Source organism: Brenneria izadpanahii, from assembly GCF_017569925.1.
Classification (GTDB): Bacteria; Pseudomonadota; Gammaproteobacteria; order Enterobacterales; family Enterobacteriaceae; genus Brenneria; species Brenneria izadpanahii.
This window is the reverse complement of record NZ_CP050854.1, coordinates 5,165,851-5,179,344: the sequence shown is the minus strand read 5'-3', so window position 1 is coordinate 5,179,344 and position 13,494 is coordinate 5,165,851. Positions and strand designations below refer to the sequence as shown.

Below are 13,494 nucleotides of genomic sequence, written 5' to 3'. Positions count from 1 at the left end.
GATCGGCTCCGTCATTTCGTAATGGTGATCTTTTCAGTCATAAGACATTTCTCAAAAAACAGTGGATTACGCTGGTATTTATTTTTTATTCTTTATTAATCAACATCTTAAAAACTTATGTTAAATTTAAGTTAATAGTGAAATGTAAGTCTGTTTACAAAATCTTTGTTAAATGTAATTTTGTGTGCGAACAAAATAGGTGCGGTGTTTAACTATCACGTAGTTTACACATTGCATTGTCACGATTATGCAAACATGGAAGATGTCTCAATGATGAAAAAAACGACGCTGTTGATTTCTGCTTGGTATGGGAATGTCGGTTGCAAATGCAACTCAGACGGTATCATTAGGTTATGCGCAAGCTAAGGTTGACGATTTTAAAGACCTGAAAGGTATTACGGCCAAGTACCATTATCAGGGTGATTCCGCCGTCGGTATTATCGGTTCTTTCACCTATTTAGGGGCGAAACAGACCGATTATTATCCAAATTCCAGCAATGACACCTATAAGTTTAAATATTACTCATTGATGGCAGGGCCGTCTTACCGCTTTAACGACATTGTCAGCGTCTATGGTCTGGCTGGTATTGGCTATGGTAAGTCGAGTTGGGAAGAAGGCGACGTAATGCGTCAATCCGGCAGCGAAAAGAAAACCAGCTTTGCCTATGGTTTTGGCGTGCAGGTCGCGCCTGTCGAAAACTGGGTGATTGACGTTGGTTATGAAGGCACGAAAACCTTTGATGTCCGAGCCGACAGTTTCAACGTTGGCGTCGGCTACCGCTTCTGATTTTCTGTGTTTGCAAAACATAACCGGCAGGCGTTGATCCCCGCCGGTTATGTCCTAATCTTCTTAACCTATCATCCTCTCCAGCGATCTGTCGCCGTTGTAATGAAGCCAGACGATAAGGGATTCGTTGCTCATGGGTCTGGCGTAAAGGAATCCCTGAATGAAAATAACGCCGCGCTGTTTTAGGTAGGTCAACTGTTCGATAGTTTCGACGCCTTCCGCCACCATGCCCAGCTTCATGCGATGGCTGAGGTTAATGATGGCGTCAAGGATAGGCGCTTCCTCATCCGGCGACGAGACGGTGCGGATAAACCCCCGATCGATTTTCAGGAAATCCAACGGGAAATTTTGCAGATACGAAAGCGAGCAGTGGCCGGTGCCGAAGTCATCAATGGAGATGAGAAATCCATCCTTCCGCAGCTGATGCAGACGCTGTATTACGTCGGAACCGGTGCTGATCAGGGTTCGTTCCGTGAGTTCCAGCGTAATGTTCAACCGGTATGATGCGACCCTTGCCGCGAAGCGGCGGACATCCTCGACAAAATCCGGGTGGTGTAAATGTTCCGCGGCCACATTGAGGCCAAGATGGAACCCCGGTTTTATCTTCCAGCCCGCGATGTCTGATGCGACAAGATCAAACAGGTGGCGGGTGATGGGAATAATCATGCCTTCCTTTTCGGCGATCGAGATAAAAACTTCAGGCTTGATCCACTCTCCATTGCTGCGCCGCCAGCGCAGCAAGGCTTCAACCCCGGTGCAGTTTTGCGACTCGGAGTTATAAATCGGCTGGTAATAGACGGAAAATTCGCCTTTGGCGATCCCTTTGCGCACTTTATCCTGGAAAAAGTGTTTACGCTTTAGCCTGCGCCATGTGATGGCGGTGAAAATCAGCGATAGGGCGACCGTAAGCGGAAGGAAGATAAAGCTCGTTTGTTTCCATGCCCTTATCGATTCCGCCGTTGGCGCGGTTACGCGTATGGCGATCGGATACCGGCTTGATTTGAGAATCAATTCCATACTGGGGAAGATGCCTGAAATGGGGGGGATTGGCTGGCCAACCTGAATGGAATAACCCTTGTTTACCGTTAACGTCAGCAGGTATTTTCGCATCTGACTGACCGCGCGCATCAGATCGATAAGATACCGGGCATCAGCCACGACATAAGAACCATAACCCTTGGGGGATGACTGAGCGAAAATGATCGCCGGCCGGTCTTTTGGGCTGAGCCCCCCTTTAATGGATCGGCTCCATCGTTCATATATTGGCGCGGATAGGGATTGTTGAATGGCGATATCCATTGGTGTTGAGATATTGCGGGGTCTCGACGAACAGTAAATCTTGCCGCCTTGCGTTACGCCTATCACGCGAAAGTAGGAGAATACCGAGCTGAGGTGCTGTAGATCGGCGCTGATTGCGCTACACGGCCGGCCGGCAAAATGATTGAGTTCGGCAACCATCGTCCATGCTTGTTCTGCGATGTGTTCCGTATGAAACATGACGATTTGCGCGGTAGATTCAAGGTCTCGTTTCACCATCATTCGGGATTCAACGAAGGTAAACAGTAGGCCAAGCAGTAGCGGCAGCACACCCGCTATGAATAATAGGAACCAATGATTTTTATGCTTCTTGCCATGTTCGGAAATCATCCGCCTCTCCTTTTTCGCGGATCCAATGCCTTGGATGAGGATACGTGAGTTGGCAGCGGTGACAAGCCTGCAAAGGCAGTAAAATACATTGTTTTTACTGATAATTTATTACTAGGCGCGAATTAAATCGTTTCTACGAATGTTCTTTTGTTTCAATGTCATGATGGTGGGATGTCATAGCCAACCGCTACTATTATTTTATTTATTGTTGCTAGCTGGCGGGAGGAAGCGCTTGCGCGCAGGCCCAGGCCGAGCTCCAGGCCCACTGAAAATTATAGCCGCCAAGCCAGCCGGTTACATCAACCACTTCGCCAATAAAATACAGCCCCGGTACTTTACCGGCCTCCATGGTTTTTGACGACAGCTCACGGGTATCTACGCCGCCTAACGTGACTTCCGCCGTTCGGTAGCCTTCGGTGCCATTAGGCTGCACCCGCCATTGCCCGATGGCTTTCTCGATTTGCAACTGCTGAGCGCCATTCAACTGCTTTAGCGTGACATCAGGCAATTGCCCCAGCGTTTGCAGACACTCGACCAACCGTTTGGGGAGCCACTGCGCCAGGGTGTTTTTCAGGCTTTGATTGGGGTGGGACTGCCGTTCATCATTAATCAGCGCCGCCACGTCCCGATCGGGCAACAGGTTAATCGTTACGAACTCGCCGGCCTGCCAATAGCTGGAGAGCTGGAGCACCGCCGGGCCGGAAAGTCCCCGGTGGGTAAACAGGATATTTTCACGAAACGTTACGCCATTCTCTGCGGCGATCGCCGCCGGTACAGAGACGCCAGCAAGCGTCTGTAAGTGCTCCAGCAGGGGTTTATGCAGCGTAAAAGGCACCAGGGCGGCGCGCGTGGGCAAGACGTTCAAACCAAATTGCCGGGCGATTTGATAACCGAACGGTGTCGCCCCCAGACCCGGCATGGATAGGCCGCCACTGGCGATCACCAGCGCTGAACCGCGCAGCGTCGTTCCGCCGGCTAACTGTAGCGTAAACGCGTCGCCCGATTTTTCCACTACGGCCACTTCGCTGCGTAGACGGATCGTAACGTTAGCCCGTTCGCACTCTTTAACCAACATATCGACGATCTGTTGGGCCGAATCATCACAAAATAGCTGGCCAAGGGTTTTTTCGTGATAGGCGATATTATGGCTGTTCACCAGGCTGATGAAATCCCATTGGCTATATCGCGCCAGGGCGGATTTGCAGAAATGAGGATTCAGAGACAGATAAGCGGCAGGTTCGGCATATAGATTGGTAAAGTTGCAGCGTCCCCCGCCGGACATCAAAATTTTACGCCCCGGCTTTTTGCCGTTGTCGAGCAGCAGCACGCGTAGTCCCCGTTGTCCGGCCTGTGCGGCACAGAACAATCCCGCCGCGCCGGCGCCAATGATGACAACGTCAAACTGTTCCACGATAAATTCTCCGGTTATATCTGCTCTGATTATGAGGGTCTTCGGCCTTCAGGGCGGCAAATTGTAGTGTTCGTTTCAGTCAGATACTAGCGTAACAATTTACGTTGTTTGGTAAAAAATTATAATCATTTGATTTTTATTAATTAATCGTCGTTTTTGCCATATGCTGTAATATGCTAAGTCAAAAAAATGTCATATTTCTCTTTTCCCCACTACCTCTTGTCGCAGATAATGCGCCGCGTTCATGACCACTGAATGGCCTAACGATTATGCTACATTTATTTGCCGGACTGGATTATTACACCGGCCTGATGTTGATTCTGGCTTTGTTGTTTGTATTGTTTTATGAAGCTATTAATGGCTTCCACGATACCGCCAACGCCGTCGCTACCGTTATCTATACTCGCGCAATGAAAGCGCAGTTCGCTGTTGTTATGGCGGGCGTATTTAACTTTCTGGGGGTGCTGCTGGGGGGGTTAAGCGTCGCTTACGCCATCGTTCACCTGCTCCCAACCGATTTATTGCTGAATGTCAGTTCGGCCCATGGTTTGGCAATGGTCTTTTCCATGCTGCTTGCCGCCATTATCTGGAACCTCGGCACTTGGTATTTCGGGCTTCCCGCTTCAAGCTCGCACACGTTGATTGGCGCCATCATCGGCATCGGTTTAACCAATGCCTTGCTGACGGATACGTCCGTAGTGGATGCGCTCAATATTCCCAAAATGGTCAGCATCTTTCTGTCGCTCATTCTGTCGCCGATCGTCGGGATGGTTATTGCCGGCGTGATGGTGTTCCTGCTGCGCCGTTTCTGGAACAACAGTAAAAAGCGCAAACGCGTCCACCTAACGCCTGTCGATCGTGAAAAGCAGGATGGCAAACGGAAACCGCCGTTCTGGACGCGCACCGCACTGATCTTATCGGCCATCGGCGTTAGCTTTTCGCACGGAGCCAATGACGGTCAGAAAGGTATTGGTTTGATTATGCTGGTGTTGATCGGCGTGGCGCCGGCCGGGTTCATCGTCAATATTAATGCCTCCGGCTATGACATCAGCCGTACCCGCGATTCGGTGATTAACCTGCAGGAATATTATCTGCAGCATGGCGCCGCGCTGGGGCATGTTATCGACCTGTCGCCGCCGTTGATTCCGACGGAAGAAAAGAGTATTCCCGCTGATGAGAACGGCGCGACGGAATTCTACTGCGATAGTTCCCGCGTCATGATGGCTATCGAGCAGACGCAGAATCTGCTCAATAACCTGAAAAGCTATGAGCAGCTAAGCGCATACGATCGCGGCAAGACGCGGCGGTTGCTGATGTGCATTGCCGATACTATGGATCGGGTTATCAAGCTGCCGGAAACGCAGTTTGATGATAAACGCTACCTGAGCAATCTGCGTAAGGATCTGCTGCAGACTGTCGAATATGCGCCGATTTGGATCATCGTCGCCGTAGCGCTGGCGCTTTCGCTGGGAACCATGGTGGGCTGGAAGCGAGTCGCCACCACCATCGGCGAGAAAATCGGCAAGAGAGGGATGACCTACGCGCAGGGCGTATCGGCGCAGGTAACGGCCGCGTTGTCGATTGGGGTCGCCAGTTATACCGGGATGCCGGTTTCCACTACCCATGTATTGTCATCCGCGGTGGCGGGAACGATGATCGTTGATGGCGGCGGCGTTCAGAGCAAAACGGTGAAAAACATCCTGTTGGCCTGGGTACTGACGCTGCCGGTCTCATTGTTATTATCGGGCGCCTTGTACTGGCTGGCATTAAAGCTGATCTAGCGATAGGCAAGGCCGGTTGATTACGGATGCTTAACACGGTATCCGTGGCCGCCGGCGGGGATCTGCGAAACATAAAAAAGGCGATTCTTAGCGGATCGCCTTTTACTATCGATAACAGTTCATGTGTTCAATACCAAATCAGCATCGCTATCAGGCTGATAACCACCAATCCACACAACGCGGTTGTAAGCAGAAACTGACCCCGCACCCTTTCACAGCGGCGCACAAACTCGGGATCGTGGTGCTCAAGATAGCGCTGAGCGTAGATATAGCGTACCAGCCGGATTTGTTTGCTTGGCTGACCATGCGATGTAAAGAACCCTCCTCCATCCACGTACTGATAAAGCAACGGATCGCAGTCACGTAATACCAGAAGTAATACGCGTAATGAGGAATAATACCGCGCCATATTGATGATGCAGACAACACATAAAGCCCAGAAAAGCGCAAATGTACTGATCATGCTCCCCTCCCGGTAGGTGTCATATTCGTCAGTAGCAGTTACACGCCTGCGAATATTTATGCCACACGTTATGCACGTGATTTTATCGTGTGACCGGATGACCAACGCATCACGGTTAACCCCATCGTTGTTTCTCCCCTGAGGAGGCGGATGTACAGTACCGACGCCCCTCATTTTCATTGTAGAAGAGGAACGTCTTTTTTTTCTACAGTTACGATAAAATCGACGCATTAGGCGACTTTCTCTGCCGTAATGCCCGGAAGAGAAGCATAAACTGCATGCTTTAAGCGCAAAAAGGAGCGCTTTCTACTAAACTAGCGCATAATATTGACAGGATTTAAAATAGGTCTTTAATGGAAGAATCAAGATGTTAGCTTTCCATTACTGGGTAATCTTGTGCGGTATTTGCTAAAGCATTGCGTTGTGATCTGCTAAACATACCGTGAGGCAGCAAAGTGCTATCATATAAATCGCTATTAAATGTCAGATTGGCAGCAGAAAATCTGCTGAACCAATATTAGCCTTTACGGAAGGAGTCTTATTATGGCTTACAAACATATCCTTGTTGCTGTTGACCTTTCTCCGGAAAGCAAAGTGTTAGTGGAAAAAGCGGTCTCTATGGCCAGACCGTATAACGCGAAAGTTTCTTTGATTCACGTCGATGTGAATTACTCTGATCTTTACACTGGGCTTATCGACGTCAATTTGGGTGATATGCAGCAACGGATCTCTGAGGAAACCCAGCATGCGCTGCTTGAGCTTTCTCAGAACGCCGGCTATCCCATCACTCAGACATTGAGCGGCAGCGGCGATTTGGGCCAAATCCTGGTTGATGCCATCAAGAAATACGATATGGATTTGGTGCTCTGCGGCCACCATCAGGATTTCTGGAGCAAACTCATGTCTTCCGCGCGTCAATTGATTAACACGGTGCATATCGATATGTTGATTGTGCCGCTGCGGGATGAAGAGGAAGAGGCAGAAGAATAAAAGGCGGTTAATGGGATAGGTTAAGGCGGGCGTAACGTCATAGCGATCAATCCTCGCGTAAGCGAGGATTGGGTATTATTCTTCGTCCTGCGGCAGATAAAAATCGAAGCGGTGGCTTTTGGTTTCAAGCATTGACTGTGCGGGAACGCCGGCCAGCGGCGGCGCATAGTCCGGCCGTTTCACTACCACGCGTTTTTTGGCAAGCCGCCGGGCGGGGGCCAGCAAGGCGTCGGCGTCGTTATCCGCTCCCACCAATGATTGAAACACCCGCATCTCCTTTTTCACCAACGCGCTTTTTTGCCGATGCGGAAACATCGGATCGAGATAAACAACGTCCGGCGGCGGGGTTATGTCGCGTAATGCATGCAGGCTGGAAGCATGCAGCAGCGTCAGCCGCTCGCGCAGCCACGGGCCGATCTCCTCATCCTGATAGCCGCGTTGCAAGCCGTCATCCAGCAGCGCCGCCACAACGGGATTCCTCTCCAGCATTCTTACCCGGCACCCCAATGAAGCGAGCACAAAAGCATCGCGCCCCAACCCCGCGGTGGCATCGACCACATCGGGCAGATAATCCTTTTTAATGCCAACCGCCTTGGCGACGGCCTCGCCACGCCCGCCGCCGAAGCGGCGGCGGTGCGCCATCGGCCCGGAGATGAAATCAACATAGATCGCCCCCAGACGGGGCTCATCCAGTTTACGCAACTCCAGACGCTCCGGCGTCAGCGCCAGAGCCATGATTGCGGCGGGATCGGATATCAGCCCCCAGCGCTCGGCCAGCGAGGCCAGGGCGCCGTTATCGGCGCCTTCTTCTGCGATCAGGCGGATACTCATCCTTTAACGCCGTTCACTCTTTAATGCCATAGTGGCGCAGCATGGCATCCAGACGCGGTTCACGGCCGCGGAAACGTTTGAACAGCGTCATCGGCTCTTCGGAACCGCCGCGCGACAGGATGTTATCCAGGAAAGACTGACCGGTGGCGCGATTGAAAATGCCTTCTTCCTGGAAGCGGGAATAGGCATCCGCCGCCAGCACATCGGCCCACAGATAGCTGTAGTAGCCGGCCGCGTAACCGCCGGCGAAGATATGGCTGAACGCATGCGGGAAGCGTCCCCAGCTTGGGCTTGGCACCACGGCGACCTGCGCTTTGACCTCGGCCAGCGTCGGCAGAATTTGCGCGCCCTTGGCCGGATCGAATTCCGCATGCAGACGGAAATCGAACAGCCCGAATTCGAGCTGGCGCAGGATGAACAGCGCCGCCTGATAATTCTTCGCCGCCAGCATCTTATCGAGCAGTTCCTGCGGCAGCGGCTCGCCGGTTTCATAGTGTCCGGAGATAAAGGCCAGCGCTTCCGGCTCCCAGCACCAGTTTTCCATAAACTGGCTTGGCAATTCGACGGCATCCCACGGTACGCCGCTGATCCCGGCGACGCCCGCGGTATCGATTTTGGTCAGCATATGGTGCAGGCCGTGACCGAACTCATGGAACAGCGTGGTGACTTCATCATGGGTGAACAGCGCCGGTTTGCCGTTGACCGGACGGTTGAAGTTACAGGTCAGATAGGCGACCGGTTTTTGCAGCTCGCCGTCGCCTTTGCGCAGGTTGCCGACGCAGTCATCCATCCAGGCGCCGCCGCGTTTGTTTTCGCGCGCATAGAGATCAAGGTAGAAGCTGCCGCGCAGTTCGCCGTTTTCGTCAAACAGATCGAAGAAACGGACTTCCGGATGCCATACATCCACATCCTTGCGCTCTTTGGCGGTAATGCCATAGATGCGTTTAACCACTTCAAACAACCCTTCGACGACGCGCTGTTCCGGGAAATAGGGGCGGAGTTGCTCATCGCTGATAGAGTAGAGATGCTGTTTCTGCTGCTCGCTGTAGTAGGCGATATCCCACGGCTGTAACTCTGCGACGCCGTAGAATTTTTTGGCGAAAGCGCGCAGCTGGGCCAGTTCCTCTTCCGCCTGGGGACGCGCGCGTTTGGCCAGATCGGACAGGAAATCGATCACCTGTTGCGGGTTTTCCGCCATTTTGGTCGCCAGAGACTTATGCGCGTAGCTCGCAAAACCGAGCAGTTGCGCCTGTTCATGACGCAGCGCCAATTTTTCCGCCATGATGTCGCTGTTATCCCACTTGCCGGCATTCGGTCCCTGATCGGACGCGCGGGTGGTATAAGCGCGATACATTTCCTCGCGCAGCGCCTGATTGGCGCAGTAGGTCATCACCGGCAGGTAGCTGGGCATATCCAGCGTCAACAGCCAGCCGTCTTGCCCTTTGGCTTCCGCCTGCGCTTTGGCGGCGGCCAGCGCGCTTTCCGGCATCCCTTCCAGCTCGGAGACATCGGTGATCAGTTTGCTCCAGCCCATGGTGGCGTCCAGCACGTTGTTGCTGAACAGCGAACTCAGTTCGGACAGCCGGGCCGCAATTTCACCGTAACGTTTTTGCTTTTCGGGCGGCAGGCCGATGCCGGACAGTTCGAAATCACGCAGGGCGTTGTCGACCGCTTTCTTTTGCGCCACGCTCATGGCGGCGTAATGTTCGCCTTCCTTCAGGCTGCGGTACGCCTGATATAGCCCGGCATGCTGGCCGACCCAGGTGCTGTGTTCGGACAGCAGCGGCAGACACTGTTCGTAGGCGCTGCGCAGTTCCGGGCTGTTTTTTACCGCGTTCAGATGGCCGATCGGCGAAAAGATACGGCTGAGGCGATCGTCGCTGTCGGCCAACGGCTGACAGAGGTTATCCCAGGTAAAGGGGCCTGGCTGCGCGACAACGTTTTCCACGGTTTGACGGCACGTTTCCAACGCGGCTTTTACCGCCGGGACGATGTCTTCCGTTTTGATTTTGGAAAAGGGAGGAAGGGTAAAGGGGGACAGTAATGGATTCGTCATAACGCAGTCCTGATGTAGTGGGGCCGACAAGGCTGATATAAATTGCTGATTAACCATTAAGATGAGGTCAATTATAGTTAAAATCAATGGCGGCGCGCGCGATAGGCATGAATTGATTGCCAGCCGGCCCGATTGACGCTCCGTCTTTCCCGGCGAACCCATCGCCCTCTTTCCCCGGCATGCTTACCGCTCGCTCGCCCGCCATCATGAAAAAATTTCAAGTTCGTTCTTTCTGGTGAAGAGTTTTCAGCTCAAGGCCGGAATGTTACGTGGTAGTCTCTTTTTATCATCCTAAAATGAAAAACAGAGACTGAATCAATATGGGCACATCACAACTGCAAACCCCTCCTTTCCGCGCGGATGTCGTCGGTAGTTACCTTCGTCCCCAGTATCTTCACGATGCGCGTACCCAGTTCGCCAACGGCGAACTGTCCACCGAGCAGCTTAAAAGCGTTGAAGACAAAGCGATTACCGAGCTGGTTGAGAAACAAAAACGCGCCGGATTACAGGTGATCACCGACGGGGAGTTTCGTCGCAGCTGGTGGCATCTGGACTTTATGTGGGCGCTGAACGGCGTTGAAAAAGCGGCTATCTCCAAGGGATACGTGTTTGCCGATAAAGAAACCCGCCCAGAAACGGCCCGTCTGACCGGTAAAATTTCCGGCGAGAACCATGCTTTCGTCGAACATTTCAAATTTCTGCTCCAGTTTGCCGAGCCGGGTATCGTGCCCCGGATGACGGTTCCGTCGCCGGCTCAATTTCTGGCGGAACTTCAGCGCCCGGATAACAAGGCGCTGACCGCCGAAATCTACCCGACGGAAGCCGAACTGGTGGCGGATATCGCCAAGGCGTATCAGACGTTCATCAAAGAAATTTATGCCGCTGGTTGCCGCAATCTGCAACTGGATGATTGCACCTGGGGGATGCTGGTCGATCCGAAATTTGCCGGTTCGGGCGCGGCGGATACGCCGAAATCCACCGACGGCTGCGGTTGCGGCCATTCCCACGGCGAAGCGCCGAAAGACAGCAAGGTCGGCGCGTTGGCCGAGCTGTATCTGAAGGTGAACAATGCCGCGATTGAAGGCGCGCCGGCGGATCTGGCGCTGACCACCCACGTTTGCCGCGGCAACTACCACTCATCCTGGGCGGCCAGCGGCGGCTACCAGCCGGTGGCCGGTGTTCTGTTCGCCCGTGAGAATGTTTCAGCCTACTACCTGGAGTTTGATACCGAACGTGCCGGCGATTTTTCGCCGCTGGCGCAGGTTTCCGGCAACAAACAGGTGGTGCTGGGGCTGATCTCGTCGAAAGTAGGCGAATTGGAAGATAAGCAGGCGGTGATTAACCGCATCAATGAAGCGACCCGTTATATCCCTCTGGAGCGCCTGTGCCTCAGCACCCAGTGTGGTTTCGCCTCCACGGAAGAGGGCAACATTCTGACGGAAGAGCAGCAGTGGGCGAAAATCGCGCTGGTGAAAGCCATCGCCGATGAAGTCTGGGGTTAATCCGCAAGTCTCTCTTCGCAGAAGGCGGCGCTATTCGCCGCCTTCTACGTTTTGCGCCAACGCCGCCCGCCGCCACGGCGCACTATCACTTCTATTCTTGCCTATCCCCTATTTAACCGCCTCCTGCGGCGACAATGAACGGTTATATCCGAGTAAAAACAAGCGCAAAGATCGCATTCATTGCCCGGTGGTTTATAATGCCGGCCTGTCGCCAGGCTGGTTTAATGTAATATTCAACTTTGCCGCTCCCGTCGTCGGCCCATCCCTGCGCATCGGTTTAATAGAATTAAAGAGGAACAACAGCATGACTCATTCCCAGCATACTTCTCTGGCAATCGGGATCGATCTGGGAACCACCAATAGTCTGATTTGCGTCTGGCGGGACGGGAAAGCGCAGCTGATCCCGAACGCGCTGGATGAATATTCCACGCCGTCGGCGATCAGTATCGATGATGACGGCAGCATACTGGTTGGCAAACCCGCGCTGTCTCGTCTGACTACGCATCCCCATCTGTCGGCATCGCTGTTCAAACGCTATATGGGGAGTCAAAAAACGTTCCGTCTGGGCGATCAGACCTTTTCCCCCGCCGAACTTTCAGCAATGGTATTAAAATCGCTCAAGGCGGACGCCGAAAGTTTTCTTGGGTGCGCCATCAAGGATGTGGTGATTTCCGTTCCCGCTTATTTCAGCGATGAGCAGCGCAAGCAGACGCGTTTTGCGGCGGAACTGGCTGAGTTGAATGCGGTGCGGCTGATTAACGAGCCGACCGCCGCCTCGATGGCCTATGGTCTGCACACTCAGGATCTGGGCCGGACTCTGGTATTCGATTTGGGCGGCGGAACCTTTGACGTCACGGTGCTGGAATACGCTTTTCCCTTGATTGAAGTACATAGCTCGGCGGGCGACAACTATCTCGGCGGCGAGGATTTCACTCAGGCGATAGTGAAAGCCTGTTTGCATCAGTGGAAACTGGATGAGCGAGATATTCCGGCGGAGGATCTGGCTGGTTTGTATAGTCATGCCGAAGCTCTGAAGTGCCAGCCGGGTTATCCTGCCGCAGGAAACGCCATGCTGTGGCGCTGGCGGGAGCAAGACTGGCCTATGGTTTCGGATGCGCAATCGATAGAAGCGGCCTGGCTGCCCTTGCTGAACCGAATACGCGCGCCGATTGAACAAGCGTTGCATGATGCGCGTCTGAAGCCCGAACAGCTGGAGCACATTGTGCTGGTGGGCGGGGCGTCGAAAATGTCCGTTATTCAGAAGCTGGTCGTCAGGCTTTTCGGCAAGCTGCCGTATCAATATCTGGATGCCGACACGGTAGTTGCGCAGGGCGCTGCGGCTCAGGCCGCCTGTCGGCTGCGCGAGCAGGATATCGAGGAAGTTATCCTGACCGATGTTTGCCCGTACACCTTAGGCATCAAAACGGCAAATGATACGCAGAACGGTCTTTTCTCGCCGATATTGGAACGAAATACGGTCGTGCCGACCTCGCGGATAGAAACGTTCAGCACGTCTTCGCCCGGTCAGGATTATATCTGTATCGCCATCTATCAGGGGGAAAACCCCTATGTCGCCAATAACGTTTTTATTGATGAATTCGATATGCCGATAAAACCACAGGCATATCTCCAGTCTATCGATGTTCGCTTTAGCTATGACATCAACGGATTGCTTGAAGTGGATGTCAGCCTGCCCGATAGCGGAGACTCATTCAGCAAGGTGATTGACCGCAGTCCAACGGGACTCAGTCAGCAGCAACAGCAGGCCAGCCGTCAGCGCTTAAAGGCGTTGAAAATTCACCCCAGAGATAATCTGATCAATCGTAATTTACTGGCTCGATTGGAGAAGTCCTGGGCGCAATCCCGGTCGGATGAACGGGCGTTGATCGGCGGCTGGCTGCGTGAGTTCGAGCAGAAGCTGGCGGCGCAGAATACGCAGGCGATTGAAGAGACGCGTCGGCGTATTGAGCGGAATCTGGATGAAATACAACGGTGAGCCAGTAAAGCGGTACATCGTAGTACCGCT

Annotated in this window: 10 protein-coding genes; 5 read left to right on the top strand and 5 right to left on the bottom strand. The window is 53.2% G+C overall.

Annotated features, from left to right (window positions below):
• The first annotated feature begins 313 nt into the window (after positions 1-313).
• Complete coding sequence (locus HC231_RS23135; protein WP_246494633.1) at positions 314-787, top strand: Ail/Lom family outer membrane beta-barrel protein; 474 nt, start codon at positions 314-316, stop codon at positions 785-787.
• A 63-nt stretch (positions 788-850) separates the two neighbouring features.
• On the opposite strand, the gene HC231_RS23130 is transcribed toward HC231_RS23135, so the two are convergent.
• Together HC231_RS23130 and HC231_RS23125 are read right to left on the bottom strand one after the other, a co-directional pair.
• Positions 851-2,434, bottom strand: a complete 1,584-nt coding sequence (locus HC231_RS23130) for an EAL domain-containing protein (protein WP_208229036.1) — start codon at positions 2,432-2,434, stop codon at positions 851-853.
• 211 nt (positions 2,435-2,645) lie between these two features.
• Positions 2,646-3,845 (bottom strand): BaiN/RdsA family NAD(P)/FAD-dependent oxidoreductase, encoded by a 1,200-nt coding sequence (locus HC231_RS23125; RefSeq protein WP_208229029.1) that lies wholly within the window; start codon positions 3,843-3,845, stop codon positions 2,646-2,648.
• Positions 3,846-4,114: 269 nt separating this feature from the next.
• Here HC231_RS23125 and pitA point away from each other — a divergent pair, with 269 nt between their 5' ends.
• The gene (pitA, locus tag HC231_RS23120) at positions 4,115-5,626 is read left to right on the top strand and encodes an inorganic phosphate transporter PitA (RefSeq protein ID WP_208229027.1); all 1,512 of its coding nucleotides are present in this window, start codon (positions 4,115-4,117) and stop codon (positions 5,624-5,626) included.
• Between the two features lie 127 nt (positions 5,627-5,753).
• On the opposite strand, the gene uspB is transcribed toward pitA, so the two are convergent.
• Positions 5,754-6,089, bottom strand: a complete 336-nt coding sequence (uspB, locus tag HC231_RS23115; protein ID WP_048636734.1) for a universal stress protein UspB — start codon at positions 6,087-6,089, stop codon at positions 5,754-5,756.
• A 543-nt stretch (positions 6,090-6,632) separates the two neighbouring features.
• Here uspB and uspA point away from each other — a divergent pair.
• On the top strand, positions 6,633-7,079 hold the full coding sequence (uspA, locus tag HC231_RS23110; RefSeq protein ID WP_208229025.1) for a universal stress protein UspA: 447 nt from the start codon (positions 6,633-6,635) through the stop codon (positions 7,077-7,079).
• Positions 7,080-7,154: 75 nt separating this feature from the next.
• On the opposite strand, the gene rsmJ is transcribed toward uspA, so the two are convergent.
• Both rsmJ and prlC read right to left on the bottom strand, forming a co-directional pair.
• Complete coding sequence (rsmJ, locus tag HC231_RS23105) at positions 7,155-7,910, bottom strand: 16S rRNA (guanine(1516)-N(2))-methyltransferase RsmJ (protein ID WP_208229023.1); 756 nt, start codon at positions 7,908-7,910, stop codon at positions 7,155-7,157.
• Between the two features lie 13 nt (positions 7,911-7,923).
• Complete coding sequence (prlC, locus tag HC231_RS23100) at positions 7,924-9,966, bottom strand: oligopeptidase A (protein WP_208229021.1); 2,043 nt, start codon at positions 9,964-9,966, stop codon at positions 7,924-7,926.
• 320 nt (positions 9,967-10,286) lie between these two features.
• Between prlC and HC231_RS23095 the strand changes: the two genes are divergently transcribed.
• Both HC231_RS23095 and HC231_RS23090 read left to right on the top strand, forming a co-directional pair.
• Complete coding sequence (locus HC231_RS23095; protein WP_208229019.1) at positions 10,287-11,468, top strand: 5-methyltetrahydropteroyltriglutamate--homocysteine S-methyltransferase; 1,182 nt, start codon at positions 10,287-10,289, stop codon at positions 11,466-11,468.
• A 304-nt stretch (positions 11,469-11,772) separates the two neighbouring features.
• Positions 11,773-13,464, top strand: a complete 1,692-nt coding sequence (locus HC231_RS23090; RefSeq protein ID WP_208229017.1) for a molecular chaperone HscC — start codon at positions 11,773-11,775, stop codon at positions 13,462-13,464.
• The last annotated feature ends 30 nt before the right edge of the window (positions 13,465-13,494 follow it).